Below are 26,491 nucleotides of genomic sequence, written 5' to 3' on the forward strand. Positions count from 1 at the left end.
CCCCCCCCCCCCCCCCCCCCCCCCCCCCCCCCCCCCCCCCCCCCCCCCCCCCCCCCCCCCCCCCCCCCCCCCCCCGGATCGGCTCGCGCTATGCGCGAGCCGATATCACGCCACCTTCCGCATCCCCAGAATCCGCGCCCGCATGCGCGGGTCGGCGTCGAAAAGGCTGGCAAGCTGTTCGGTCATCGCGCCCGCCAGCTGCTCGACATCGGTGATTGTGACCGCGCGCTGGTAATAGCGGGTCACGTCATGGCCGATGCCGATGGCGATCAGCTCCACGGCCTTGCGCCGCTCGACCATGGCGATCACGTCGCGCAGGTGCTTTTCCAGATAGTTCGCCGGGTTGACCGACAGGGTGGAATCATCAACCGGCGCGCCGTCCGAGATCACCATCAGGATCTTCCGCTGCTCGGGCCGGTGCACCATCCGGCGATGCGCCCATTCCAGGGCCTCGCCGTCGATGTTTTCCTTGAGCAAGCCCTCTTTCATCATCAGCCCTAGGTTCGAGCGGACCCGGCGCCATGGGGCATCGGCGCTCTTGTAGATGATATGGCGCAGGTCGTTCAGGCGGCCCGGGTGGGCGGCACGTCCTGCCGCCAGCCATTTCTCGCGGGCCTGCCCGCCCTTCCAGGCGCGGGTGGTGAAGCCCAGAATCTCGACCTTCACCTGACAACGCTCGAGCGTGCGCGCGAGCACATCCGCGCAGATTGCCGCGATCGAGATGGGCCTCCCGCGCATGGAGCCGGAATTGTCCAGAAGCAACGTCACGCAGGTATCGCGGAACTCGGTATCCTTCTCGACCTTGAAGCTGAGGGGCGTCGTCGGGTTCGCCACCACGCGGGCAAGGCGCCCGGCATCCAGAATGCCTTCCTCGAGGTCGAACTCCCAAGTGCGGTTCTGCTGGGCCTGAAGCCGGCGCTGCAGCTTATTGGCCAGCCGCGACACCGCACCTTTCAGGGGTTCAAGCTGCTGGTCGAGATAGGCGCGCAGACGTTCGAGTTCCGCAGGTTCGGCCAGATCCTCGGCCTTGATCTCTTCGTCGAACTCGGTCGAATAGACTGAATAATTCGGATCGGCGTCGGAATGGGGCGGGGGCGGCGGCGGCTCCAGCGGCGCGTCCGAGTCCGGCAGCTCGGCTTCCTCGCCCTGCTCCATGTCGGCCATATCGTCCATGGAGACCTTGCTTTCGGCCGCGTCCTGCTGATCTTCCTGGGATTGCTCGGGCGAGGCGTCCTCCTCCTCGCTTTCGCTTTGCTCCTCCCCTTCGGAGTCGGGCTGATCCTCGGGCTCGGCCTCGTCGCCCTGATCCTCCTCGCCCTCGTCCGGGTCATCGCCCAGCTGGTCGCCATAGCCCAGATCCCTGATGATCTGGCGCGCAAGGCGGGCAAAGGCGGCCTGATCGGCGAGCGCCTCTTCCAGCGTTTCCAGGCTGCCACCGGCCTGCTGTTCGATGAAGGGCCGCCAAAGCTCCATCACATGGCCCGCGCCGCCGGGCATCGGGCGCCCGGTCGCCAGATGGCGGACAAGGTAACCGGCCGCCTGCGCAAGCGGCGCTTCCTGCGCCGTCCTGATCTGGGCATAGCCACGCCGTTCGGCCTCGTTCGCGATCTTCGCGTCGATATTGCCGAGCGTGCCGGGCATGTCGCGTGCGCCCACCGCCTCGCACCGTGCGGTTTCCATCGCATCGTAGAGGTCGCGCGCCATCTGGCCCTGCGGCATGTATTTCTGCGCGACCTTCGCATCATGATGCCGGTGGCGCAGCGCGAATGCATCCGCCGTGCCGCGCGCGATCAGAACCTCGTCCCGCGTCAGCCGCCGCGACACCTGCGGCAGGCGCATCGTATCGCCGGTCATGCCGGGGGGATCGACCGAATAGGTGACGGTCAGTTCCGGCTCGTCGGCCAAGGTCTTCGTCGCCTCGGCAAGGGCCTTCTTGAACGGATCGGCGGGGTTGTCGGAGCGTTGGGTCATGGGAAATCCGCCACTTCTTCAAGCTCGCGTCGACCTGTCGCCAGATCGGCAAGCACATTCACATGAACATCGAGCGCATCGATGACCGGATAGCCGGGGGTCTGGCCGTCGAACGCCAGATTGAGATCGGTTCCCGCCAACACAATGGCCTCGGCACCCTGTTCTTTGATCATTCGGCGTCCCGCTTCAACAAAGAGGTCGCGGGCGCCGGGGCTACACGATCCGGCGACCGCCATCTCCTGATAGGCCTGGCCGATATCTTCGATCTCGTCGTCTAGCGCCACGGCTTCGGTCTTCTGCAACTGGCTGTAAAGCCGCGACCGCATCACGATACGGGTGCCGAGAAGGCCGATCCGGCGGATGCCCTGTTGATGGAAGAAATCATCGAGCGGTGTGACCGCAGAGACGAGCGGCAGCGAGGACCGCGCCAGCGTCTCGGCATAGCAGAAATGACCGCCGAGCGAGGTGATCGCCACGCAGTTCGCCCCAGCCGCCTTCAGCCGGTCGATCTGGGGCGCATATTCGGCTGCCTGTTCCGCCCGCCGGTCGGCGAGGTTGTTGCGGATCAGGACCTGGATGTCGGGCGTATGGGCAATGATCAGATCGACCGTCCCGCCCCGCCGCGCGACCTCGGCCGTCAGGCGTTGGTAATAGACAACCGTCGCCGCAACCCCGATGCCGCCGATGAGGCCGATGTGCATCTGCCTACCGGATCGACTGCGAGGCCGCGCTTTCCGGCAGTTCCTCGTCGAAGCAGCGCTGGTAGAATTCGGCGACCGTCTGCCGTTCCAGCTCATCGCATTTGTTCAGGAAGGTCAGACGGAAAGCATAACCCAGATTGCGGAAAATCTCGGCGTTCTGGGCCCAGTTGATCACGGTCCGGGGCGACATGACGGTCGAGAGATCGCCGTTCATGAAGGCCGTGCGCGTCAGGTCGGCGACCGTCACCATCTGGCTGATCTGCTTGCGGCCCTTTTCCGTATTGTAATGCGGGTTCTTGGCCAGAACGATCGCCGCCTCGGCGTCGTGGGAAAGGTAGTTCAGCGTCGAGACAAGACTCCAGCGGTCCATCTGCGCCTGGTTGATCTGCTGGACGCCGTGATAAAGGCCCGTCGTGTCGCCCAGGCCCACGGTGTTCGAGGTGGCAAACAGGCGGAAGGACGGGTGCGGCGTGATGATCTCGTTCTGATCAAGCAGCGTCAGCTTGCCGTCATGTTCCAAGACGCGCTGGATCACGAACATCACGTCGGCGCGGCCGGCATCGTATTCGTCGAAGACGATGGCAACGGGATTGCGCAGCGCCCAGGGCAGGATGCCCTCGTGGAATTCCGTCACCTGCTTGCCGTCGCGCAGCTTGATCGCATCCTTGCCGATCAGATCGATCCGGCTGATGTGGCTGTCGAGGTTCACCCGCACGCACGGCCAATTCAGCCGCGCGGCCACCTGTTCGATATGGGTCGATTTGCCGGTGCCGTGATAGCCCTGGATCATGACGCGGCGGTTGTAGGCAAAGCCCGCGAGGATGGCCAAGGTCGTGTCGGGATCGAACTTGTAGGTATGGTCGACCTCGGGCACGCGGTCGGTACGGTCGGCAAAGCCCTTGACCTTCATTTCGGTGTCGATGCCGAAGACATCGTGAACCGAGATTTCTTCCGTGGGTTTTGCCTGATGATCCAACATACCGTCCGCCGTTCTGAAGGGCCGGCAGGGCCGGCCGGAGCCTGACGATTGATGGACGATTATCGGGGGGGGTGCAAGGTCGGGGGGCGGCATTTGGCGGGCATTTCCGCCCTTTGCGCGCGGCAGAATTGTACCCCTGACAAATTGATGGCAGCCCACGCAACTTTTACCGCATGTGATCCGTAACTCTGGCATCAAGGGAAGAAGGAGAGAAAGGAAACCGCGATGATGACCCGCCGAACCCTTCTGAGCCTCGGGAGCGCGCTTGCGGCGCTCGGGGCCGCGCGGCCCGCATTGGCCGAGGAAACTTTCGAGGTGACGAAGAGCGAGGCCGAGTGGCGCAAGCTCTTGACGCCCGCGCAATATGCCGTCCTGCGCGAGGAGGATACCGAGCGTGCCGGATCGAGCCCCTTGAACGACGAACATCGCAAGGGCACGTTCTTCTGCGCGGGCTGCGATCTGCCGCTTTATTCGTCGGAGGCGAAATACGACAGCGGCACCGGCTGGCCGTCGTTCTATGAGCCCCTGCCGAACGCGGTTGGGACCAAGGCCGACTGGGGCCTCCTCGGCAAGCGGACCGAGGTGCACTGCCGCCGCTGCGGCGGCCATCTGGGCCATGTGTTTGGCGACGGGCCTGCGCCCACCGGCAAGCGCTATTGCATGAACGGCCTGGCGCTGGTCTTCCGGGCGGCCTGAGAGAAAGGCCCCTGGGCGACGCCGGCCGCATGGACAGGGGCTGCGATTTCGGCAAGGCTCGGGCCATGACGCGCGCGACTTCTTCGGACATGCCCGATGCCGACGGGACCGATCTGATCCTCTTCGACGGCACCTGTGTCTTTTGCTCGGGCTTTGCCCGCCTTGTCGCGCGCCATGACCGAGCCGGCCGCTTCCGCTTCGTCACGGCCCATTCGCCGACTGGTCAGGCGCTTTACCGCCGCTACGGGCTCGACCCCGAAGCGATGGAAACCAATATCGTCCTGACTGGCGGGCGGGCCCACCTGCGGATGCGGGCCTTCACTGCCGCCATGCGCCGCCTTGGCTGGCCATGGAAGGCGGCGGCGGTGCTCGACCTTCTGCCACTGGGGCTCGCCGACCGGATCTACGGCGTGATCGCGCGGAACCGCTATGTCTTCGGGCGCCGGGACTGCCCTTTGCCCTCTGCCGACCTCAGGGCGCGCCTGATTGAGTGAGCGGGTTCTCGTCCTTGGCGGTTACGGGGTATTTGGCGGGCTTCTCTGCCGGGCACTGGCGCGGGTGGCGGGGCTCGACCTGATCGTCGCCGGGCGCAGCCTTGAACGGGCCCGGGCCTTCTGCGCTACGCATGGCGGACGGCCGGCCGCGCTTGACCGCGACGCCGATGGGTTTGCGGATGCACTGGCGGCCCTGAAGCCGAAGGTGGTGATCGATGCCGCCGGGCCGTTCCAGTCCTACGGCACGGACCCTTACGGGCTGGTGCGGCTTTGCCTGAAGACCGGCGCGCATTACCTCGACCTGTCCGACGATGGCGCCTTCACCGCCGGGATCGGGCGGTTCGATGCAGAGGCCAGGGCGGCGGGTCTGGTGTTTCTGTCGGGGGTTTCCAGCGTTCCGGCGCTTTCGTCGGCTGCGGTCGAGAGCCTGCGTGCGGGCCTGAGCGAAATCCATCTGATCGAGACGGCGATCTTGCCGGGCAACCGGGCGCCACGGGGGCGGTCAGTCGTCGCGGCGATCCTCGCGCAGGCGGGCCGCCCGGTCGCGGACTGGCGCGGCGGGCGGGCTCTGACCGTGCCGGGCTGGGGCTGGCCCCGGCGGTTACGCCCGTTCGCGAATGAGGCGCCGCGTTGGGCGAGCGCCATCGGCGCGCCGGATATCTTGCTGTTTCACAAGCATTTCGGCGCGCGCTCTGTCAGGTTCCGGGCGGGGCTGGAACTGAAGCTTCTGCATGGCGGACTGTGGGGCCTTGGCTGGCTCGTGCGCCTGCGCCTGATCCGCGACCTGACCCGCTGGACCGGCGCGCTGACCCGCATCGCCGGGTGGTTTGAGCGCTTCGGCAGCGACCGGGGCGCGATGGAAGTGACGGTCATCGGGGCCACCGCAGGCGGTGTTCTGTCCCGTCGGTGTTGGCGCTTGATGGCAGAGGCGGGCGATGGGACCTACGTGCCGACCCTGCCCGCGCGGGCGGTCCTGAAGCGGCTCAGGGCGGGGCGCATCGCACCGGGCGCGCGAGCCTGCCTGGCGGCCTTCGACCTCGATGAGATTCGGGACGAGATAGAGGCATCGGGCCTCACTATCCTGTTCGAGCGGCAAGAGGAGACGTTCGAGACCGTCTTTCAGCAGGCGCTCGGCCCGCACCATGCCGACTTGCCGCCCGCTCTGGCGGACCTGCACCGGGTCGTCGATCTCCGTCGTTGGTCAGGGCGCGGCAGTGTGGCGCGGGGGCGCCATCCGATTGCGAGGTTCCTTGCCCTCTGTCTGGGCTTTCCGCCAGCGAGCCCCGATGTGGCCGTCATGGTCGAGATGGAGCGGCGGGGTAAGCTCGAACACTGGCTGCGGCGGTTCGGCGACCGACGCTTTCGGTCGGTACTGTCGGTGAAGGGCCGGGGCGGGGCCGGGGCGCGGGAGCGCTTTGGCCCGATGAGCTTCGATATTGCCCTCGCCGTTGCGGGGGAGCTACTGTCCTATCCGGTCACGGCGGGCCGGTTCCTCGGGCTGCCGCTTCCGCGTTTCCTGCTACCGGTCAGCGAGACCTCGGAAGGGGTAGACGAGAGGGGCAGGGCGACCTTCGATGTGAAGATATCGCATCCGGTCTCAGGCCTGATCGTCCATTATCGCGGCTGGCTCTCGCCTGACGATACAGCCGCCGTCAGTCCTTGAAATTCCGGCTGTCCTTGATCTGGTCCCAGGCCCAGACAACCTCTTGCAGACGCTCTTCGTCGGACCGGTCGCCGCCGTTCATGTCTGGGTGAAGATCCTTCACGAGGCCTTTGTATTGCTTGCGGATCTCGGCCTTGGTCCAGCTGTCCTTTGCCTCGAGTATGTCCAGCGCGCGGCGCTCGGTCGGTGGCAGCTTGCGGCCCGCGACGCGGCCGGGGTTCAGCGTGGCATTGGCACCCAGCAGCTCCATCGGATCGTCGATGCCGAGCCGCTGCCAGGCGCGGTCCTCGTCGCCCTTCTTGCCGAAAGGCTTCGTCTCGCGGCCCCAGACCCGGTCCTTGTCGATGAACTTCTCGAACTCTTCCTCGGTCGTGCCCTGAAAGAAGTTCCACTTGAGGTTATATTCGCGCACATGGTCGCGGCAGAACCAGAAATAATCGTCGAGCGTGTCGGGCGATTTCGGCGCGCGGTACTGGCCCGCCTGCGTGCAGCCCTTGTGATCGCAGGCGCGGCTCGATGTCTCGAACGCGCCGGACATGCCGCGTTTGCCCTTGGTGCGGCGCTTCTTGTCGGACGCGGCCGAAATGTCGAAACCGAACGGGTCGTTTCTGGTCATGGAAATCCTCGGGCACCTTTCCGACTCGGGCGCATGAGTTTAGGGCTTTTGCCGGGGCTTTGAAGAGGGCACGGGCGAAAAAATGGGTCTTGCGGCAGAAATGGAAGAAAAGCTGCGGGCGGCCTTCGCGCCGGAGCTTCTGGAAATCGAGGATGAAAGCGAACGGCACCGGGGCCATGCGGGCTATCGCGAGGGCGGCGAGAGCCATTTTCGCGTGCGGATGCGGGCGGCGGCGCTGGCAGACCTCGGGCGCGTGGAGCGACACCGCGCGATCCACCAGGCGCTTGGCCCGGCACTCATCGGGCGGCTGCATGCGCTGGCGCTGGATGTAGATGGTCCCTCAGTGGGCTGACGGCGGCTCGGCGCTGCGGATGAATGGGGTGACATTGGCCGGAAGGGCGGCCGCGCGACTGATACGACGGGGGCGAACCTTCGGCGGTGCGGCAGGCTTTGCGTCCAGGCCGGTCACCGGGCGGCGGAAGACGAGGAAATCTTCCTCTACCTTGCGACGCAGGATCAGCCAGGCACGCTTTTCTACCGGCATCGCTTCGCGCCCGACGAATTCCCAGCCCGCCGAGGTGACGAGATTGATCTGCCGTTGCACCGTGGGCGCGAACGACGCGCCGTCATCGGCAAGCAGGCCCTCACCGGCGAGCTGCCGGGGCGTTGGAATCAGCTTGTATTCGAAAGTGGTCATTGGCCGTCCCCCAACCGTGGTTGTCAGGGTGAAGGGCGGGGCAGGTCGCTGCAAGTGAAATGCGGCCAGATTATGGCAATTTGGCGTCAGCCATGCGGCGAAGATGCTAAGATAGTCCGGTAATTTGTTGATATCAAAGAGATACTACCATGAGTTGTTGAAATGCACGCCATGGCAGCATTTGCAGAGGTTTCCGCTCCAAAAAGAGGCGGCTCGCATCTTTGGCGCCAAATGGGAACCGGCGCGGGCTCAGGACGGTGTTTCGCTCACCTTTTTGGCGGCGGTGCCCTCCTCGGGCGGTTCCGCCGGGCCGAGCTTCGGCGCCGCGCCGCCGTCGCGCTCCAGCAGAAGCTTCGGGGCGACGGCGGGCGCAGCGGATTCGGCGCGGCCGGTCAGACGCCCGAGGCGGAAGAAGGATTTCGGCGCAGCCTCCGTCGCGGTCGCCTCGGTTGCGGCTGCCTCTACCGGGCGGCGGAAAACCAGTAGGCTGACATAGACCTGCCGGCGCTTGGAAAGGCCGGTGCGCTCGGTCGTCTGAAGCATGTCGGAACGGACATATTCCCAGCCCTCGCGCGCCTCGGCGTTGATCGTCGAGGCGAGTGCGACGGCCATGCGCGCCTCGGTCGTCTTGGCGCCGCGCGCCCTTTCGCCCTCGGCAGGCGCGGGAACAACCTTGTACTCGTAGTGCTGCATGATGGCCGTTGCCCTCGTTTTCCCAGTCGTCTGCCCAGATACGCGCACCTTAGCCCAAGGCGCGGCGCCTCTCCACCTATGCCCGTGCTATGTGGGGTTTCAGAGGGGAATTTTCCGCCGAAAAGCCCGTGACGCCACGGCATTTCGGCCCGGATGCCACAGAATTGCCAAAGACGGATGGTCTATCTGCGGATGAGAAGCCGAACCGGATATCCGGTGACAGCGATCAGGATGTGAGACCGATGGGACTTCGCAGGGCGTTGCAAGCGATGCTGCTGGCCGGACTGGCCGGTTTCGGCCTGCCTGCGGCAGCCGCGACGATTCCGATCGCGAATTTCAGTTTCGAGACCGGGCCGAACGGCAACCAGCCGGGCCGGACGAACGGCATCCGCTTCAACAACCTCGGCAGCACTGCGCCCGGTTGGGATACCTATTCCAGTCTTTCGGGCTGGACGATGGGCGGCGGCGGCGGCCGGGTGGAAATACAGAACAACCTCAGCACGACGCTTGATGCGCGCGACGGGTCGAACTTCATCTCGCTCGACGGCGGGCCAGGGCGCAACAGCTCGATCAGCCAGTCACTGACCCTGGGCGTGGGAACCTATGCGCTGTCGTTCTGGTACAGCCCGGAAAACTGGAATGCCGCGACCAACACGATCAGCTACAACCTCGGCAATGTGGTGAACGGCCGGGTGACGGTCGGCACCAACGGTGCGGCGGTTGGGGTCTGGACGCAGGTCTATACCCGTTTCTCGATCCTGACGCCGGGAAGCTATACGCTTTCGTTTGCTGCGCTCGGCGCGGCCGATGGCGTCGGCGGCTTCATCGACGACGTGTCGCTCATCACCACCGTTCCCGCGCCAGCCGCAGGCTTTGCTGCCCTGACCGGTCTCGCCGCGCTTTGGGGGGTCAAGCGGCGCAAGCGCCGCGCCGCCTGATCGGTCGCCCGGGCGCTCAACCGAGCCCGAGTTTCTTCGCCACCATCTGATTGACGACCGCCGGATTGGCCTTGCCGCCGGTGGCCTTCAGCACCTGACCGGTGAACCAGCCGGCGAGCTTGGCATTCACCTTGGCCTTTTCCACCTGATCGGGGTTTGCCGCGATCAGATCGTCAAGCGCCTTCTCGATGGCGCCGGTGTCGGTGACCTGTTTCATCCCGTGCTTCTGCGCGACTTCGGCCGGGTTTCCGCCCTTCTCGGTCGTCCACAGCAGTTCGAACAGGTCCTTGGCCATCTTCGTGGTGATCTCGCCCGAGGCGATTAGGTCGAGCATCCCGCCCAGTTGCGCCGCCGAAACCGGCGTCGTGTCGACCGTCAGGCCTTCCTTGTTCAGGCGCCCGAAGAGTTCGTTGATCACCCAGTTCGCGGCCTGCTTGCCGTCGCGGCCCTTCGCGACTTCCTCGAAGAAGGCCGCATTCTCGGCCTCGGCAGTCAGCACGTCGGCGTCATATTCAGTGACGCCGAAGCCCTCGACGAAGCGTGCCTTCTTCTCGTCGGGCAGTTCCGGCATGGTCGCGGCGATGTCATCGACCCATTCCTGCTCGATCTCCAAGGGCAAGAGGTCGGGGCAGGGGAAGTAGCGGTAATCATGCGCCTCTTCCTTCGACCGCATCGACCGCGTCTCTCCCTTGTCGGGATCGTAGAGCCGGGTTTCCTGCACGACCTTGCCGCCATCCTCGACGATTGCGATCTGGCGGCGGGCTTCATACTCGATCGCGGCCTGGATGAACCTGAGCGAGTTCATGTTCTTGATCTCGCAGCGCGTGCCCAGGACCGAATGATCGCCGGTCGCCTGGTATTTCTCGTAATCCCCCGGACGGCAGACCGAGACATTGACGTCGGCCCGCAGGTTGCCGTTCTGCATGTTGCCGTCGCAGGTGCCGAGGTAGCGCATGATCTGGCGCAGCTTTGCGACATAGGCCGCCGCTTCCTCGGGACCCCGGATGTCGGGACGCGAGACGATCTCCATCAGCGCGACCCCGGTGCGGTTCAGGTCGACGAAGGACATGGTGGGATCAAGATCGTGGATCGACTTGCCCGCGTCCTGTTCCAGATGGATGCGTTCGATCCTTACGCGACGCGCTATGCCCGGGCCCATGTCGACGATCACTTCACCCTCGCCGACGATCGGGTGGTAGAGCTGGCTGATCTGATAGCCCTGCGGCAGGTCGGGGTAGAAGTAGTTCTTGCGGTCGAAGGCCGAGGTCAGGTTGATCGCGGCCTTCAGCCCCAACCCGGTGCGCACCGCCTGCGCCACGCAGAACTCGTTGATCACAGGCAGCATGCCCGGCATGGCCGCATCGACGAAGGCCACGTTGGAATTCGGCTCCGACCCGAACTCGGTCGAGGCGCCGGAGAAGAGCTTGGCCTTCGACGCGACCTGCGCATGGACCTCAAGCCCGATCACAAGTTCCCAATCCTCCTTCGCGCCATGGATCACCTTGGGCGTCGGGGTCTTGTAGGAAAGATGGTCTAGCATGGGTCCGGTCCTTGATCTTCACCGGGCTTTCTAGGCGAGAGCGCGGCGCGGGGCAAGGTTTCGGGAGTGCGGACGCGTGATAGGGTCAGGAGAGTTTGAAGATCCGCGCGATCTCGTCGAGCGCCTCCTTCTGCCGGATCGACAGATCGCCGCCAGCGGCCGCGCCGATATCTTTCAGGATCGCCATCAGCGGCATCAGCGCCGGTGGACCGGACAGCCGGTACAATCGCTTGGCAAGGCGCGGGATCGACTGGGCCGGGCCGTTCGATTCGTTCATCAGCCAGCGGCCAAGGATCGCCAGTTCACGCGCCGTCTCGACATCGCAGCCGAGATGTCGACCGAGCGCCGCGACGGCGGCATTCTGGGTTTCGACCGAGGGCAGGCCACCGAGTTCGAGGAAGGCGATGGCGAGCGCGCCGTCCATGACCCTGGGATCGTCGGTGCTGTCGACAGGATGGACATTCGCCCGGCGACGGAAGCCGAAGCGGCGGGCGGCACCCATCACATCGCTGGCCATATCCGCAAGCTCATGGGCCATGTCGCCCGCGGCGCGTGCGCGCTGCGCCCAGAAATAGGCGGCGAAAACGATCCCGATCAGGCCGATGATAAAGGGCATCCAACGTTCCTCTCTCCCGCAATGGGCGAGCGTTACGCTGGCTTTTCGGCTAATTCATGTCAACCGTAGGCGACCGCGTTCTCCAGATGATGGTCGCGCCAGACCGGGAGGGAGCGCAGCCGAAACTCCTCGGCCAGCCGCTCAGGCGCGAAAGGCGCGGTTGCGGGTACTTCGACCGTGCGGCCGCTGCGGAGGTTCAGATGGCAGACGGTCCCGGATGCGGGCATATGGCTGATTGTCACCGAGACGATGTCGCGCAGGGCAAAACGGCTTTCCAACTCGTCGCGGAAGAGGATGATGGCATCCGGCCCGATGCGGAACCCTTCCGCATCGTTCTCGATGATGCGCGCCAGCGTGTAGCCGAGCGCGGGCCCGGAGAAGAGCGCGGTGATCACCCCGAGCCCCTGCGTCCAGCCTGCATACATGACCGCGGTCCAGACCGCGAGCGACAGGTAGGACCAGGGCCCGCGCGCCTGGCGACGGTATTCGAAGATCTCCGTGACCATGTCAAAACATCCAACAGTTCCCCGCCACGACTATCGCCGCGACCTGTCGAAACCGTTAGTGCCGAGACCGTTTCTCGCGATTTTCTGCAGACGCCGGAAACATTCGGGCGCGGCTGCAAAAATTGTCGGCTGTTCTGGCCTTCGCCCTACTCTTGCCCCGCCGTCAGCATCCGCGCAAGCATCTCGGTCGAATCGCGGCTGAGGCCCGGCGTGGCGAGAATGCGCTCCATCGCCGCCCCGGCCTTCGCCCGGCGCCCGGCGTCGTAACGCGCCCAGGTCTCGAAGGCCGTCGACATGCGCGCCGTGGTCTGGGGGTTCAGCGCGTCAAGCCGGATGAGCCAGTCGGCATAGAAATCATAGGCCGCGCCCGATGCCTGATGGAACCCGGCGTGGTTGGCCGACAGCCCGCCCAGAAGCGCGCGGAAGCGGTTGGGGTTCTTCCAGTCGAAATCCGGGTCGGCGGCAAGGCGGGCGGCGATGCCCGGCGCGTCGGCTGGCGGGGCATGCATCACTTGCGAGGCGAACCATTTGTCCATCACCAGCCGGTTCGATCCGAACCTTGCCCGGAAATCGGCAAGGGCCGCCTCTGACGTGCCGGTCTCGATCAGGCAAATGAGGGCGCCCTGCCGCTCGGTCATGTTGGACGCGCCCGCATAGAGCGCCTGCGCCCGCGCGCCGCCGTCGATCCGGTTGAGATAGGAGAGGGCGGCAAGCCGCAAGGCGCGCGCGCCGGACTGCGCCGCATCGGGTACGAAGGCGCCGCGCACTTCCATGGCGGCGAACAGCCGGTCGAAGGTCGGTTCAAGCCGCGTCGCAATCGCCTTTGCGAGCCGCATCTGTTCGGCGTGAATGCGGTCGGGGTCAGGTACATGGCCGGCATCGGCAAGGCTTTGCGCCAGATCGTCGGCGGACGGCAGGTGGAGGCACAGCGCCCGGAAGGCCGGGTCGAGGCTGTCATCACTCGCCATCGCCTCGAGCGCCGAGATCAGCTGGCCCGAGGGGTCGTCACCGTCAAGGATCATCCGCGTCAGCGCATCGCGGGCAAGCGAGCGGCCCGCTTCCCATTTGTTGAACGGGTCGGTGTCATGGGCCAGCAGGAAGGCGCGCTCGCTCTGGCTGACCGTGCGGTCGAGGACCACGGGCGCCGAGAAGCCGCGCAGGATCGAGGGTATGGGCCGGGTCGCCAGCCCTTCGAAGCGGAAGCTTTGCGTGGTTTCCGTCATCTCAAGGACCGTGGTCGGCAGGATCTCGTCGCCGTTGGGGTTGAGAAGCCCGACCGCGATCGGGATCACCCGGGCCGGTTTGTCCGCCTGCCCCGGTGTGGGGGCCGTGTGCTGGGTGAAGGTCAGCGTGTAGGTGCCGTCGCTCCAGGCCTCGCTGACCGAAAGGCGCGGTGTGCCCGCATCGGTGTACCAGCGCTTGAACTGTGTCAGGTCGCGGCCCGTCGCATCCTCGAAAACCTTCAGCCAATCCTCGATCGTGGCCGCCTCGCCGTCATGGCGGTCGAAATAGAGGTCGAGCGCGTTGCGGTATCCGTCGTTGCCCACGAGATGCTTCAGCATGCCGATCACCTCGGCGCCCTTTTCATAGACGGTCGCGGTGTAGAAATTGTTGATCTCTACGAAATGGTCGGGCCGGGGTGGGTGGGCGAGCGGCCCCATATCCTCGCGGAACTGGCGGGCGCGCAAGGTCAGCACATCGGCGATGCGTTTTACCGGGGCCGAGCGCATGTCGGAGGTGAATTCCTGATCGCGGAAGACGGTCAGACCCTCTTTCAGGCACAGCTGGAACCAGTCGCGGCAGGTGATGCGGTTGCCGGTCCAGTTGTGGAAGTATTCATGCGCGATCACGCCTTCGATCCGTTCGAAATCGAGGTCGGTCGCGGTCTCGGGCGAGGCGAGAACGAGCTTGGAGTTGAAAATGTTTAAGCCCTTGTTCTCCATCGCGCCCATATTGAAGTCATCGACGGCGACGATGTTGAAAATGTCCAAGTCATATTCGCGGCCATAGACCTCCTCATCCCAGGTCATTGACCGTTTCAGACTGTCCATCGCGTAGGCGCAGCGGTCCAGATCGCCCTTCCGGACCCAGATATTCAGCTCGACCTGGCGGCCCGAGCGTGTGGTGAACCGGTCAGGCAGGTTCACCAGGTCGCCCGCGACGAGGGCGAAGAGATAGGCGGGCTTCGGCCATGGGTCGTCCCACTCGGCCCAGCCCCTGCCCTTGCCCTCGGGATTGCCGTTCGACAGAAGCACGGGCATCTCGCTTTCGATCCTGACGCGGAAGGGCGCCATCACGTCTGGTCGGTCGGGATACCAGGTGATCTTGCGGAAGCCTTCGGCCTCGCACTGGGTGCAATAGATGCCGCCCGACATGTAGAGACCTTCGAGCGCGGTATTGCCTTCGGGGTCAATCTCGACCTCGGCTTCCCAGGTGAAGGGGCCTTGGGGCAGATGGGCGGCGGCGACGGTCAGGCCCTCGGCGGTGATCGCCAGCGCGCTGTCGGGCAAAGGCTTGCCGTCGATGGCGGCGGAGATCAGCTTCAGCTTCTCGCCATGCAGGAACAGGTCATGCTGCCCGGGGCGGGCCGGATTGGGTGTGAAGGCGATGCGCGACAGGACGCGGGTGGCGCGCGGCTTCAGCCGGAAGGTCAGATCGACCTGGGTGATGTGGAAGGGAAAGGCTTGATAGTCTTTGAGATAGATCGTCTCGGCTGCTGCGTCGCTCATCTGGGCCCTCCCGGTCATCTGGGCCGGACGTTAGGCCGTCCGTCCCGGCGCCGCAATCGGGCCCGCCCAATCTGCCGAACCGATCGGTCAGTCTGCGCCGATGAAGGCCGCGAGCTTGCCGAGAGTCTGAAGGCCAAGCTCGACCGCGCCGAAGCCTTTGGCGGTCTGATATTCCTCCGCCGTGATGAAGACCATCGACAAGGTGACCTTCGTCCGCCCGCCAAGATCGGCGAACCGCGCGGTGGCATCGGCATGTTTCGGCCCGTTCTCGCCCCACAGAAGCGTATAGTCGATGCCGCCCTCGGGGTCGAACCGGTGGTAGAGATGGTGGTTGGGGTAGACCGTCCCGTCAGGGCCGATCATATCAAAGACCCATTCGCCGCCCGCCCGCAGGTCTATGCGGCTCGTCCGGCAGGAAAAGCCGTCAGGCCCCCACCATTGCGGCAAGGCCTTGGGGTCGGACCACGCGGCCCAGACCGCCGCGACAGGGGCGGCGATCTCGCGTTCGATGATCATGGTGCGGTTTTCGGTCATAGCGTGGCTGCCAGTTCTTCCAGTTGATCTGTGACGATGGCCCAGCCTTCCATAAAACCCATCTCCCGGTTTGCGGCGGCATCTGCCGCGCTGCGGTGGCGTGCCACGGCCCGGTGCCGGGTGCCTGAGCCTTCGGGCGCGAAGGTGAGGACGGCGGTGAAGTTCGGCCCGAACCCCGTGTCAGGCGCCTCGATCGGTGCGAAATCCTCGCCGAAAAGGTCGGTGAAGACGAGCTTCCGTTCCGGCACGACTTCCAGGAACGATCCTTCATTGGCGATCCTTTGTCCGTCTTCGCCGCTTGTCGCCATGAAGAACCGCCCCCCGGCGCGCAGGTCCATCACCGCCTCGCTCACCCGCCAGGGCTTGGGCAGATACCACTGGCAGAACAGTTCCGGCTCGGTCCAGCAGCGCCAGACGAGACGGGGCGGCGCCTTCAGAAGCCGGTCGATCACGATGTCACGGTCAGGGTCGATCTTCATGGCATGTCCTCTGCAAGGCCGAGTCCGGCATCACGCCATCAGCCCGCGCGCATAGTCTTCAAGCTGCGTGACAACCGTCCCCCAGCCGTCGTAAAACCCCATGTCCCGGTGCGCCGTGGCCTTTTCCGCGGAACGATGACGGGCGATGGCCGTATAGGTCGTGCCGCCGCCGTCCGCGTCTCCAAGGATCAGGATCGCGGTCATGAACGGGTCCGGCGCGGGCTTCCACCCTTCCGTATAACCGTCTGTGAAGACGAGCTTTTCATTTTCGACCACCTCCAGCCAGACGCCGTGGTTCTCCATCAGGTTGCCCTCGACCTCGAATGTCGTGTTGAAGCGGCCGCCGACCCGCAGGTCGATGTCGCAGGCCGTCACCTTGTGGGGGCGGGGCACGAAGAAATGCGGGATGTGCTTCGGCTGGGTCCAGCATTCCCAGATCAGGCTGCGGGGGACGGCGAGCGTCCGGGTGAAGCTCAGGTCAGTCTTGGGATCCAGATCCATCGCCGCGTTCCTTCATCAGGCGGGTTACGTAATCGTCCAGCCGGTCGAGCCGCCCCTCCCAGATCGCGCGCTGCTCGTCGAGCCAGCTTCTGACCGGCGTAAAGGCGCCGGGCACGAGCGTTACCGTGCGCACCCGGCCGGCCTTGTCGCTGGTCACGAGGCCAGCCTCCTCCAGCCGGCGCACATGACCCATGAACGAGGGCAGCGCCATGTCGAAGGGTGCGGCCAGTTCGCTGACCGCCGCCGGGCCGCGCGCCAGCCGTTCAAGGATCGCGCGGCGGGTGGGATCGCCGAGCGCCTGGAACAGATGGTCGAGTTGGCCGGGGGAGAGGTTCATCGGTCCGTCATCAGTTATGTCATCGCCTAACTATTCCTGCCGGTCGAGTCGCGCAAGCAAAAAGTTAGGTAGAATGCTTACTATTATTCCCGAAAGGTGATTTCGGCTTTTCCGGCAAACGGAGCGGACGGGAAAGTTGCCGGGCCGGGCGGCATCCGGTAGGTCTTCGGGTGACGGCATACTGTCGTATGCGGCTAGGGAGGCGAACCATGCGGGTCGAGCGGAGCGGGCTTTCGGTGGCGGCGGAACTGGCCGCCTTTCTGGAAGAGCGGGCGCTGCCGGGCACCGGCATCGCGCCGTCACGGTTCTGGGACGGTTTCGCCAAGCTTCTCGATGATCTGGCGCCGAAGAACCGCGCCCTTCTTGCCAAGCGCGAAGTTATTCAGGGCCGGATCGACGCATGGCACATCGAACGTCACGGCCAGCCGCATGATCACAAGGCCTATAAGGCCTTCCTCATGGATATCGGCTATCTTCTGCCTGAGGGTGGGCCCTTCCAGATCGACACGGAGAATGTGGACCCCGAGATCGCGACGGTCCCCGGCCCGCAGCTTGTCGTGCCGATCACAAACGCCCGCTATGCGCTGAATGCCGCGAATGCCCGCTGGGGCTCGCTCTACGATTGCCTCTATGGCACCGATGCGATGGGCTCGGCCCCGCCGCCCGGCGGGTATGAGCGGGGCAGGGGCGCGCGCGTTGTCACGCGCGTGCGGGTGTTCCTGGACGAGGCTTTCCCGATCGAGGGCGCAAGCCACGGTGACGTTCGCCGCTATCATGTGAAGGACAGTCAGCTTCTGATCGATGACCTGCCACTGGTCGATCCTGCGAAATTCGTGGGCTATCGCGGCAATCCCCGCGCGCCGGACGCGGTGCTTCTGAAGAACAACGGCCTGCATGTCGAACTGATCTTCGACCGCGCCCATTTCATCGGATCGCGCGACCAAGCCTGCCTTGCCGATGTGGTGATCGAAAGTGCGATGTCGGCGATCATGGATTGCGAGGATTCCGTCGCCTGCGTAGATGCCGAGGACAAGGTGCAGGCCTATGACAACTGGCTCGGCCTGATGAAGGGCGATCTGACCGAGACGTTCGAGAAGGGCGGGCGCAGCCTGACCCGGCGCCTGAACCCCGACCGGACCTACACTGCGCCGGACGGAACGGACCTGACGATCAAGGGCCGGGCTCTGCTCTGGGTCAGGAACGTCGGCCATCTTATGACCAATCCGGCGATCCTTCTGCCCGACGGCACGGAAGTGCCAGAAGGACTGATGGATGCGATGATCACCGTCACGATCGCGCTTCACGATCTGCAGAAGACCCAAGGTGCGCGCAACTCCGCCTGCGGTTCGGTCTATGTGGTCAAGCCGAAGATGCACGGGCCGGAGGAAGTGGCCTTCGCCGACGAGATTTTCGCGCGCGTCGAGGATATCCTCGGCCTGCCGCGCCATACGGTGAAACTGGGCGTGATGGATGAAGAGCGGCGCACGTCGGTCAACCTCAAGGAATGTATCCGCGCCGCGCGCCACAGGATCGCCTTCATCAACACCGGTTTCCTCGACCGCACCGGCGACGAGATCCACACGTCGATGGAAGCAGGCCCCTTCAGCCGCAAGGATTTCATCAAGCGAAAGGGCTGGATCGGGGCCTACGAGAACCAGAATGTCGATATCGGGCTCGAATGTGGCCTCTCAGGCCGCGCCCAGATCGGCAAGGGCATGTGGGCCATGCCCGATCTGATGGCAGCGATGCTGGAACAGAAGATTGACCATCCAAAGGCGGGTGCCAATTGCGCCTGGGTCCCCAGTCCGACGGCCGCGACGCTCCATGCGCTTCATTATCACAAGGTCGATGTGATGGCGGTGCAGGGGCGGCTGAAGAAGGGCGGCAGGCGGGCCTATGTCGATGCGCTCCTCGATATTCCGCTGGCCACTTACCGCAAATGGACACCCGAACAGGTCGCGCGCGAGGTCGAGAACAACGTCCAGGGCATCCTTGGCTATGTGGTGCGCTGGGTCGATCAGGGCGTGGGCTGTTCCAAGGTGCCCGACATCAATGATGTGGGCCTGATGGAAGACCGCGCGACCTGCCGCATCTCGGCCCAGCATGTGGCCAACTGGCTGCATCACGGCGTGGTGGATGCCCAGACGGTGATGGCAGCGCTCCGCAAGATGGCGGAAGTGGTGGACCGCCAGAATGCGGGCGACCCTGCCTATCATCAAATGGCTCCCGGCTTTGACGGCATCGCCTTCCAGGCGGCTTGCGATCTGGTCTTCAAGGGCCGCACCCAGCCGTCCGGCTATACTGAACCAGTGCTGCATGCGCGGCGGCTTGAGGTGAAGCAGGCGCTGAAAGGCTGATCCTTCCGGGGTGGGCGGGGCTGAGGCCGCGGTCAAGACGGACGTAGAGCGTGCCTAACGAAAGCTTGGGTAAAGCTTAGTTTACTTGCATGCGGGCAGGCGCCTCTCTGAAGGTCCAGAAGCGGCGGGTGCCGCGTTGTCGAGGTAGAGCATGGCGCGCGATCCCCGCTACGATATCCTGTTCGAGCCGCAGAAGATCGGCCCGAAGACCGCGCCCAATCGTTTCTATCAGGTGCCTCATTGCAATGGCGGCGGCTATCGTGACCCCTCCGCCGTGGCGGCGATGAGAGGCGTGAAGGCCGAGGGCGGCTGGGGCGTGATCTTCACCGAACAGACCGAGATGCACCCGACCTCGGAAATCACGCCCTTCATCGAACTGCGGCTGTGGGAGGATCAGGACATTCCGATGATCGCCCGCATGGCCGAGAAGATGAAGGCGCACGGGGCGCTTGCGGGGATCCAGCTGGCCTATTCTGGTATCAACGGGCCGAATTTCTACACCAAGGAAGTGCCTCTGGCGCCTTCCGCCCTGCCGATCCGCACCTTCACCAACGATCCGGTCCAGGCCCGCGCCATGGACAAGTCCGACATTCGCAACCTGCGCCGCTGGTTCGTGAATGCCGCCCGGCGCTGCGAGCGGGCGGGGTTCGATCTCATCTGCCTTTACGGTGCCCACGGGTTCGGCATCTTCCAGCATTTCCTCAGCCGCGCCACCAACCAGCGGTCTGACGAATATGGCGGGAGCTTGGAAAACCGCTCGCGCTTCGTGCGCGAGGTGATCGCCGACATGCGCGAAGCGGTGGGCGACCGGATGGCGCTGACGCTTCGCGTGTCGCTGGACGAAACGATCGGCGATCTTGGCTTTTCCAATGCCGAGGTCCGCGATTTCATCGCCATGAATGCCGATCTGCCGGACCTGTGGGATCTGGCCCATGGCACATGGGAGGATTGCTCTGGCCCCTCGCGCTTCAAGGAAGAGGCGGCGCAGGAGGCCTTGGTGAAGGGCATTCGTGACCTGTCCCAACGACCCGTCGTCGGTGTTGGCCGCTTCACCTCGCCCGATGTGATGGTGCGTATGCTGCGGCAGGGCGTGCTGGACTTCATCGGCTGCGCCCGACCCTCGATCGCCGACCCGTTCCTGCCGCTTAAAGTGGCTGAGGGACGGATCGAGGACATCCGCGAATGCATCGGCTGCAACATGTGCATAACCGGCGACATGACCGGTGGCATGGGACGCTGTACCCAGAACCCGACCTGGATGGAGGAATGGCGGCGCGGCTGGCACCCGGAAAGGATCGCGCCGAAGGGCGACAGTCGCTCGGTCCTGATCATCGGTTCCGGCCCTGCTGGGCTGGAGGCGGCGCGCGCCGCCGCGATGCGGGGCTATGAGGTGGCGGTGGCCGAGGCGCGGGAGGAGTTGGGCGGACGGGTGGCGCGGGAGCGGGTTCTGCCGGGGCTCAGCGCCTGGGGCAGGGTGGTCGATTACCGGCTCTATCAGTTGCGCCAGCGCGGCAATGTCTCGCTTTACCCCGGATCGCCCCTGACGGCGGACGATGTGATGGCGTTCGGGTTTGAGAATGTCTGCGTCGCGACCGGCAGCCGCTGGCGGGCCGACGGCGTCGCGCGCCAGCATGTGATGCCGATCCCGCATTCAGGCGCTTTGCCCATCTTTACGCCCGACGATCTGATGGAAGGGCGGATGCCCACGGGCCGCGTCGTCCTCTTCGATGACGATCATTTCTACATGGGTGGGGTGCTGGCCGAACTGTTGGCGTCGCAGGGCTGCGAGGTGACATTGATCACGCCCGCGGCCTTCGTTTCGGACTGGACGCGCAATACGCTGGAACAGGCGACGATCCACCGGCGGCTTGCCGACAGGGGTATTACGATCCGCCTGAATACTGGGCTCGCGTCCATCAAGAGTGACGGGGTGGAAACGACCTGCAGCTACACCGATCGCCGCGAATTCCTGGGGTGCGATGCGCTGGTGATGGTTGCCTCCCGCCAGTCGGAGGACGGGCTCTATCACGACCTCCTCTCCCGCCAGCCGGACTGGCAGGCGGCCGGCATCCGCAGCGTGCGACTGATCGGCGATGCGGCGGCGCCGGGGCCAATCGCCTGGGCGACCTTTGCGGGCCATCGCTACGGGCGCGAACTGGATCAGGGGCTCTGGGGTGAGGATTGGGGTGACGCACCCGCTTTTCGGCGCGAGGTGGCAGAACTGTCGCGCGATCCCTGAGGGGCGCGATAACGGATTTCTTCAAGGCATCCGGACCAATATCTTTTCAAGATATCGTCGCGCGCGTGTGAAACTGTAGGAGTTTATGCCTCAGCGGCCCCAGCTGCGGACCGGGCCGCAATCCATATGGACGAAATTGGAGCGGGAATATTTCCCGACGCCGCCTGCCTCGCAGGCCGACGCTGCGCGGTAGATCTGTCCGACCGAGCGCGAGCGCAGGCGCAGGTCGGCGGCCTTGGCCTCGATATGAAGCGAATTCTTCGCCACACCGCGCGAGCCTTCGCGCAGCATGGCATTGGTCTTCTTGGTGCGGTAACCCGACAGAAGCATGTAGGGCTCGTCCACCTCAAGCAGACGATGAGAGGCGGCGGCTATATCGATGGTGCGCGGGTCGATCGACTTCACTTCGTCCGAGCGCCAGTCGCGCATGAAATAGCTGATCTCGTTCAGGGCTTCGGCGATATATTCGCCCTCGATCCAGTAGATCGTGTCGAGGCTTTCGCCGGTCCGGCCGGAATACATGCGGATGCGGCGCACGTCGCCCGCGCCCTTGAGGAAACTGAAGGCGTTCGAGCAGGTCGGCGCAGCGGTAATCAAGGTGGCTGCAAAAACACCCAACAGCCCGCGGCGGCTGACCCCGTTCTTGCCTGACATATTCATCCGTCCTGTCCCGTTCCGCTTAAGTCGCGGATTTTCGTGCAACTTATCCCCAAGTGCCCGCATTTTATGCCACGGGAAGATTCGGCTGCCAACCATGGAATTGTCCACGCATCGGAAAATAAGGACTTTCGGCAGAATCTTGCTCAGATCACGGTCGCGTGAACGGATCGCCGGATTAGTGGCCCAAAATCCGCAATCCGCGAGATTTTGTGGGCTCCTGCCCGAATCGGTCTTGGAGAGCTTTCCCAAACGTTTCAAGCCTGTATTCTGACGACGCATAGTTCTTGAGGTTTCGATGATCCCCGCGGGAGCCATTTCCCATGTCTGTCGCCGCCTGTCCTGCGGCGCTTCTGGCGTTCTTGCCCTGCCGCTCGCCGCGTTTCTGTCCCTGACTGCGCCGAGCGTGGCCCATGCGCAGACCGCGACCTTCCAAGCGGTCCTGTCCGAGGCGGCGGCGGAGGATGCGGCGATCGCCGGTTTCTACCGCGACCATGCCTATCTGACGCTCTGGACCGGTCCAAGCGACGCCCAGCGGCGCGAGGCGTTGTTCCGGGCACTGGCCGAGGCGGCAAACCACGGTCTGCCTGCCGGTAAATACGATGCCAACGCCCTGATGCAGCGCTTTTTTGCGGTTCAGTCCGAGGCGCAGCGCGCGCGGCTTGAGGTGGATGTCACGCGCACGTTCCTTGCCTATGCGCGCGATGTGCAGAGCGGCTTTCTGACGCCTGCCGCCATTGACCCGACCATCGTCCGCGAGGTGCCGCGCAAGGATGCGCGCGCCCAGCTTGACGGGTTTGCCGCGGCCGATCCCGTGGCCTTCTTCGCCGCGCTGCCGCCTGCGGCGCCGGAATATTCCGCGCTGCAGAAGGCGCGCCTTGATCTGGTTGCCGCGATCAATGCGGGCGGCTGGGGGCCGAAAGTGCCGGCGGGCAAGCTGACGCCGGGCGACGAGGGCGCGGGGGTGATCGCACTCCGCGACCGGCTGATCGCGCTTGGCTATCTCGCGCCCAATTCGAACGCGACATTCGACGGCGAGCTGAGCCGCGCCCTGCAGCGATTCCAGATCGACAACGGGCTGACGCCTGACGGGGTCGCAGGCGATGGCACGATCGCCGAGATCAACCGCACCCCGGAGGAGCGGCTGGAGTCGGTTCTCGTCGCCATGGAACGCCTGCGCTGGATGAACGGCCTGCCGCTCGGCTCCCGCCATATCTGGGTCAACCTGCCGGACTTTACCGCGAAGGTCGTCGACGAGGGCCGCGTGACCTTCGAAACCGTCACCGTCGTCGGCCAGAACCGCAAGGATACCCGCAGCCCGGAATTTTCGGACCAGATGGAGTTCATGGTCATCAACCCGACCTGGAACGTGCCGCGCTCGATCACGGTCAAGGAATATCTGCCGATGCTGCAGAAGAACCCCAATGCGGCGGGGCATCTGAAGATCGTTGACAGGTCGGGGCGGCAGGTCGACCGCGCCGCGGTCGATTTCACCCAGTTCACCGAACGGAACTTCCCTTTCTCGATGAGTCAGGCCCCGTCCGACGGCAATGCGCTGGGTCTTGTCAAATTCATGTTCCCCAACCAGTGGAACATCTATCTGCACGACACGCCGCAAAAGCCGCTCTTCCAGAAAGAGGTCCGCGCCTTCAGCCATGGCTGCATCCGTCTCGGCCGTCCGTTCGATCTGGCCTATGTGCTTCTGGCGCGCCAGACCGACGATCCCAAGGGGCTGTTCCACAGCCACCTCAACACCCGCAAGGAAACCGTGGTGACGCTTGATCAGCCGGTGCCGGTGCATCTGGTCTATTACACCGCCTGGCCGAACGCCGAGGGACATATCGAATATCGCCGCGACGTCTACGGGCGCGACGGGGCGATCTTCGAGGCGATGCGCGCGGCCGGGGTGGCCTTGCCGACGGTTCAGGGGTAAATCTCGGGCCTAAGAGGCGCGGGAGTCCCCATGCGAGTGACCGGTCATACTATCGAAGAGATTGCGCGCGCCATCGGCGGTACCGTCGCTGGCGACACGTCCATGCGCGTGACGGGAGCGAGCGAACCGGCGCAGGCCGGGCCCGATCATCTGGCACTGGCGATGGACCCGAAATATGCGCCCGGACTTGCCCAGGGTCAGGCGCGGGCCGCGCTTCTCTGGGCCGACGCCGACTGGCAGGCGCTGGGGCTCAAGGCCGCGATCCTGATCGGGCGACCACGGCTGGCGATGTCAGGTCTCACGCAGCTCTTCGACCCGGGACCCGAGATCGCGCCGGGCATCCATCCAAGCGCCGTTATCGACCCGACCGCCAGCATCGGCCCCGGCGCCGCCATCGGCGCCTTCGTGGTCATCGGGCGTGACGCCCGGATCGGTGCGAATGTCCGGATTGCCAGCCATGTCACCATCGCCGAAGGGGTTGAGATCGGCGCGGACGCTCTGATCCACACCGGCGCCCGGATCGGCGCACGGGTCAGGGTCGGCGACAGGTTCATCTGTCAGCCGGGAGCGGTGATCGGATCGGACGGCTTTTCCTTCGTGACAGAGAAGAAATCCGGCGTCGAACAGATCCGCGAGACATTGGGCGAGCGAGGCGAGGTGACCGACCAGAACTGGCTGCGCATCCATTCGCTGGGGACCGTCGAGATCGGCGATGATGTCGAGGTGGGTGCCAATTGCGCCATCGACCGGGGCACGATCCGCGCCACGCGGATCGGGTCGGGAACCAAGCTCGATAACCTCGTCCATATCGCCCATAATGTGACGGTTGGGCGCGACTGCCTTCTGTGCGGTCAGGTCGGCATCGCCGGATCGACCCGGATCGGCGACCGGGTGGTGATGGGCGGCCAGTGCGGGGTTGGCGACAATCTTTTCGTGGGCGACGATGTAATTGCGGGGGGTGCGACCAAGATCATGTCGAACGCGCCTGCGGGCCGGGTGCTCTTGGGCTATCCCGCGATCAAGATGGAAAGCCATATCGACGCCTGGAAGAACATCCGCCGCCTGCCGCGGCTTTTCGCGCAGGTGGCCGAGCTTCGGGCGCGGTCGGGGGCGAAGGATGACGGCAGTGACGGCTGACATCGCCGCCGAGGTGACCGCGATCCTGGCGCGCGAGGCACTTCTCGACCCGCGCGAGTTGCGCGCCGATCTGCCTGCGGCGGATCTCGGGCTCGACAGTCTGGGCCTCGTCGAAGCGATCTTCGCCATCGAGGAGCGGTTCGGGATCACTGTCCCGTTCAATGCCAATACGCCTGAGGCGAGCGCCTTCGGCACGGCAACGGTGGGCGAGATCATCGCCGAGGTCGAGGCGCTCGTGCGCGCCCGGGGCTGAGGCCCGATGCGGCGGGTGGTCATTACCGGCGCTGGGACGGTCAATCCGCTCGGCCATACGGTGTCCGAGACGATCACCGGTTTGCTCTCTGGGCGCTCCGCCATCGGCAGGCTCGACATTCCTGATGCGGGACGGCTGTCGGTGCGGATCGGCGCACCGGTCGCGGGCTTCGATGCGGCCAGACACTTCCAGCCGCGCGATCTGACGCTTCTCGACCGGGCGACGCAGTTCGCCCTGGTATCGGCGCGGCAGGCGGTGGCCGCTTCGGGCCTGACCACTGTGCTGCCCGGAACCGGCGTGATCATCGGCACGGCGGGCGGCGGGCATGAAACAGCCGAGGCCGCCTATCGCGCTGTCTTCGCCGAGGGGCGCGACAGGGTTCATCCTTTCACCGTGCCGCGCCTGATGATGAACGCGCCCGCCAGCCGGATCGGGATCGAGTTCGGCTGCAAGGGGCCAACCTTCGCCGTCTCTTCCGCCTGTGCGTCTGCAAACCATGCGATCGGTTTGGCTTTTCAGTTGATCCGCTTCGGCGCCGCACCTGCGATGCTGGCTGGCGGCACGGATGCCATGCTGACGTTCGGCGGGCTGAAGGCCTGGGAAGGCTTGCGGGTCCTGTCGCCTGATGGTTGCCGCCCCTTCGACCGGGCGCGGAACGGGCTGGTGATGGGCGAGGGGGCGGCGGTCTTTTTCATGGAGGAGCGCGAGGCGGCGCTTGCCCGTGGCGCGACCGTTCTGGCAGAGATGGCCGGGTTTTCCATGGGCGCAGATGCCGCCGATATGGTCCTGCCATCGGTGGCCGGCGCCGAGGCAGCGATGCGGCGCGCGCTGGCCGATGCGGGTCTGTCGCCCGGCGAGATCGGCTATGTGAAAGCCCACGGCACCGGCACCCGCGCCAATGACCGGGCCGAGGCCGAGGCGATCCGCGCGGTCTTCCCGGGCGGTGTTGCCGTCTCTTCGACCAAGGGCGCGCATGGCCATCTGATGGGTGCGGCGGGCGCCGTGGAACTGCTTGCCTGCCTCGCGGTGCTTCGGGGCGACGGCATTGCGCCCACTGCCGGTTGCGATGATCCCGATCCGGACTGCGACATTGATCTGGTGCAGGGCGCCCCGCGCGCGGTTGAGATATCGGCTTGCCTGGCGAATGCCTTCGCCTTCGGCGGGCTCAACGCGGTGCTGGCGCTCCGCCGGGGGTGATACGAAAACGCCGCCCGATGGGGCGGCG

26 protein-coding genes are annotated in these 26,491 nt (G+C 65.1%); 11 read left to right on the plus strand and 15 right to left on the minus strand.

Features of this window, described 5'->3' with window-relative positions; all coding sequences use genetic code 11:
• Nucleotides 1-105 precede the first annotated feature (105 nt).
• The 3 genes from cobT to cobS are packed head-to-tail and all read right to left on the minus strand — an operon-like array spanning nucleotide 106 to nucleotide 3,651.
• Nucleotides 106-1,971 carry a cobaltochelatase subunit CobT gene (gene cobT / locus OU426_RS16905; protein WP_267635302.1) on the minus strand — a complete coding sequence of 622 codons (1,866 nt, stop codon included), beginning with the start codon at nucleotides 1,969-1,971 and terminating at the stop codon, nucleotides 106-108.
• Nucleotides 1,968-2,672: an aspartate/glutamate racemase family protein gene (locus tag OU426_RS16910; RefSeq protein ID WP_267635303.1), complete on the minus strand. Its 705-nt coding sequence runs from the start codon at nucleotides 2,670-2,672 to the stop codon at nucleotides 1,968-1,970. Before OU426_RS16910 ends, cobT begins: the two co-directional genes overlap by 4 nt.
• Nucleotides 2,673-2,676: 4 nt before the next feature.
• Nucleotides 2,677-3,651, minus strand: coding sequence for a cobaltochelatase subunit CobS (gene cobS / locus OU426_RS16915; protein ID WP_267635304.1), 975 nt, complete (start codon nucleotides 3,649-3,651; stop codon nucleotides 2,677-2,679).
• Between the two features lie 228 nt (nucleotides 3,652-3,879).
• Here cobS and msrB point away from each other — a divergent pair, with 228 nt between their 5' ends.
• The 3 genes from msrB to OU426_RS16930 all read left to right on the plus strand — a co-directional run bounded on the left by msrB (nucleotide 3,880) and on the right by OU426_RS16930 (nucleotide 6,504).
• Nucleotides 3,880-4,347, plus strand: coding sequence for a peptide-methionine (R)-S-oxide reductase MsrB (gene msrB, locus OU426_RS16920; RefSeq protein ID WP_267635306.1), 468 nt, complete (start codon nucleotides 3,880-3,882; stop codon nucleotides 4,345-4,347).
• 65 nt (nucleotides 4,348-4,412) lie between these two features.
• The gene (locus tag OU426_RS16925; protein ID WP_267635307.1) at nucleotides 4,413-4,841 is read left to right on the plus strand and encodes a thiol-disulfide oxidoreductase DCC family protein; all 429 of its coding nucleotides are present in this window, start codon (nucleotides 4,413-4,415) and stop codon (nucleotides 4,839-4,841) included.
• Complete coding sequence (locus OU426_RS16930) at nucleotides 4,834-6,504, plus strand: saccharopine dehydrogenase family protein (RefSeq protein WP_267635308.1); 1,671 nt, start codon at nucleotides 4,834-4,836, stop codon at nucleotides 6,502-6,504. Before OU426_RS16925 ends, OU426_RS16930 begins: the two co-directional genes overlap by 8 nt.
• Here OU426_RS16930 and OU426_RS16935 read toward each other — a convergent pair.
• Nucleotides 6,494-7,120 carry a DnaJ domain-containing protein gene (locus OU426_RS16935; RefSeq protein WP_267635309.1) on the minus strand — a complete coding sequence of 209 codons (627 nt, stop codon included), beginning with the start codon at nucleotides 7,118-7,120 and terminating at the stop codon, nucleotides 6,494-6,496. The genes OU426_RS16930 and OU426_RS16935 overlap by 11 nt on opposite strands.
• Nucleotides 7,121-7,202: 82 nt before the next feature.
• Here OU426_RS16935 and OU426_RS16940 point away from each other — a divergent pair, with 82 nt between their 5' ends.
• Nucleotides 7,203-7,472, plus strand: a complete 270-nt coding sequence (locus OU426_RS16940) for a BolA family protein (protein ID WP_267635310.1) — start codon at nucleotides 7,203-7,205, stop codon at nucleotides 7,470-7,472.
• Here the strand turns inward: OU426_RS16940 and OU426_RS16945 are convergent.
• Both OU426_RS16945 and OU426_RS16950 read right to left on the minus strand, forming a co-directional pair.
• Complete coding sequence (locus OU426_RS16945; RefSeq protein WP_267635312.1) at nucleotides 7,461-7,817, minus strand: hypothetical protein; 357 nt, start codon at nucleotides 7,815-7,817, stop codon at nucleotides 7,461-7,463. The genes OU426_RS16940 and OU426_RS16945 overlap by 12 nt on opposite strands.
• Before the next feature lie 249 nt (nucleotides 7,818-8,066).
• Entirely contained in the window at nucleotides 8,067-8,510 is a 444-nt protein-coding gene (locus OU426_RS16950; RefSeq protein WP_267635313.1) for a DUF4177 domain-containing protein, read from the minus strand.
• Nucleotides 8,511-8,752: 242 nt separating this feature from the next.
• On the opposite strand from OU426_RS16950, the gene OU426_RS16955 reads away from it, so the two are divergent.
• Nucleotides 8,753-9,448: a carbohydrate binding domain-containing protein gene (locus tag OU426_RS16955; RefSeq protein WP_267635315.1), complete on the plus strand. Its 696-nt coding sequence runs from the start codon at nucleotides 8,753-8,755 to the stop codon at nucleotides 9,446-9,448.
• A gap of 16 nt (nucleotides 9,449-9,464) precedes the next feature.
• Here OU426_RS16955 and gatB read toward each other — a convergent pair whose 3' ends face one another.
• From gatB to OU426_RS16995, 8 genes are all read right to left on the minus strand, one after another.
• Nucleotides 9,465-10,988, minus strand: coding sequence for an Asp-tRNA(Asn)/Glu-tRNA(Gln) amidotransferase subunit GatB (gene gatB, locus OU426_RS16960; protein WP_267635317.1), 1,524 nt, complete (start codon nucleotides 10,986-10,988; stop codon nucleotides 9,465-9,467).
• 85 nt (nucleotides 10,989-11,073) lie between these two features.
• Entirely contained in the window at nucleotides 11,074-11,604 is a 531-nt protein-coding gene (locus tag OU426_RS16965) for a hypothetical protein (RefSeq protein ID WP_267635318.1), read from the minus strand.
• A 59-nt stretch (nucleotides 11,605-11,663) separates the two neighbouring features.
• Nucleotides 11,664-12,110, minus strand: coding sequence for a hypothetical protein (locus OU426_RS16970; RefSeq protein ID WP_267635319.1), 447 nt, complete (start codon nucleotides 12,108-12,110; stop codon nucleotides 11,664-11,666).
• 146 nt (nucleotides 12,111-12,256) lie between these two features.
• Nucleotides 12,257-14,839, minus strand: a complete 2,583-nt coding sequence (gene pepN / locus OU426_RS16975; protein ID WP_267635320.1) for an aminopeptidase N — start codon at nucleotides 14,837-14,839, stop codon at nucleotides 12,257-12,259.
• Nucleotides 14,840-14,926: 87 nt separating this feature from the next.
• Nucleotides 14,927-15,373, minus strand: coding sequence for an SRPBCC domain-containing protein (locus OU426_RS16980; RefSeq protein WP_267635321.1), 447 nt, complete (start codon nucleotides 15,371-15,373; stop codon nucleotides 14,927-14,929).
• On the minus strand, nucleotides 15,370-15,852 hold the full coding sequence (locus OU426_RS16985) for an SRPBCC family protein (RefSeq protein WP_267635322.1): 483 nt from the start codon (nucleotides 15,850-15,852) through the stop codon (nucleotides 15,370-15,372). Before OU426_RS16985 ends, OU426_RS16980 begins: the two co-directional genes overlap by 4 nt.
• 30 nt (nucleotides 15,853-15,882) lie before the next feature.
• Nucleotides 15,883-16,353 (minus strand): SRPBCC family protein, encoded by a 471-nt coding sequence (locus OU426_RS16990; protein WP_267635323.1) that lies wholly within the window; start codon nucleotides 16,351-16,353, stop codon nucleotides 15,883-15,885.
• Nucleotides 16,331-16,690: an ArsR/SmtB family transcription factor gene (locus tag OU426_RS16995; RefSeq protein ID WP_267635324.1), complete on the minus strand. Its 360-nt coding sequence runs from the start codon at nucleotides 16,688-16,690 to the stop codon at nucleotides 16,331-16,333. The genes OU426_RS16990 and OU426_RS16995 overlap by 23 nt, the downstream gene beginning before the upstream one ends.
• A gap of 209 nt (nucleotides 16,691-16,899) precedes the next feature.
• On the opposite strand from OU426_RS16995, the gene OU426_RS17000 reads away from it, so the two are divergent.
• Both OU426_RS17000 and OU426_RS17005 read left to right on the plus strand, forming a co-directional pair.
• Nucleotides 16,900-19,047, plus strand: coding sequence for a malate synthase G (locus tag OU426_RS17000; protein ID WP_267635325.1), 2,148 nt, complete (start codon nucleotides 16,900-16,902; stop codon nucleotides 19,045-19,047).
• A 151-nt stretch (nucleotides 19,048-19,198) separates the two neighbouring features.
• The gene (locus OU426_RS17005) at nucleotides 19,199-21,286 is read left to right on the plus strand and encodes an oxidoreductase (protein ID WP_267635326.1); all 2,088 of its coding nucleotides are present in this window, start codon (nucleotides 19,199-19,201) and stop codon (nucleotides 21,284-21,286) included.
• 90 nt (nucleotides 21,287-21,376) lie between these two features.
• Here the strand turns inward: OU426_RS17005 and mepK are convergent, their stop codons facing one another.
• Nucleotides 21,377-21,940 carry a peptidoglycan L,D-endopeptidase MepK gene (mepK, locus tag OU426_RS17010; RefSeq protein WP_267635328.1) on the minus strand — a complete coding sequence of 188 codons (564 nt, stop codon included), beginning with the start codon at nucleotides 21,938-21,940 and terminating at the stop codon, nucleotides 21,377-21,379.
• Nucleotides 21,941-22,241: 301 nt separating this feature from the next.
• Here mepK and OU426_RS17015 point away from each other — a divergent pair, with 301 nt between their 5' ends.
• Genes OU426_RS17015 through OU426_RS17030 form a run of 4 tightly spaced genes read left to right on the plus strand, consistent with a single transcriptional unit; the run spans nucleotide 22,242 to nucleotide 26,463 of the window.
• Nucleotides 22,242-23,876, plus strand: a complete 1,635-nt coding sequence (locus OU426_RS17015; RefSeq protein ID WP_267635329.1) for a L,D-transpeptidase family protein — start codon at nucleotides 22,242-22,244, stop codon at nucleotides 23,874-23,876.
• 30 nt (nucleotides 23,877-23,906) lie between these two features.
• A complete protein-coding gene (gene lpxD / locus OU426_RS17020; protein ID WP_267635331.1) occupies nucleotides 23,907-25,013 on the plus strand; it encodes a UDP-3-O-(3-hydroxymyristoyl)glucosamine N-acyltransferase in 1,107 nt (368 codons plus the stop codon).
• Nucleotides 25,003-25,266 (plus strand): acyl carrier protein, encoded by a 264-nt coding sequence (locus OU426_RS17025; protein ID WP_420712614.1) that lies wholly within the window; start codon nucleotides 25,003-25,005, stop codon nucleotides 25,264-25,266. Before lpxD ends, OU426_RS17025 begins: the two co-directional genes overlap by 11 nt.
• A gap of 6 nt (nucleotides 25,267-25,272) precedes the next feature.
• Entirely contained in the window at nucleotides 25,273-26,463 is a 1,191-nt protein-coding gene (locus OU426_RS17030; RefSeq protein ID WP_267635334.1) for a beta-ketoacyl-[acyl-carrier-protein] synthase family protein, read from the plus strand.
• The last annotated feature ends 28 nt before the right edge of the window (nucleotides 26,464-26,491 follow it).

The sequence above is a fragment of the Frigidibacter sp. RF13 genome (assembly GCF_026626305.1).
Taxonomy (GTDB): domain Bacteria; phylum Pseudomonadota; class Alphaproteobacteria; order Rhodobacterales; family Rhodobacteraceae; genus TMP-24.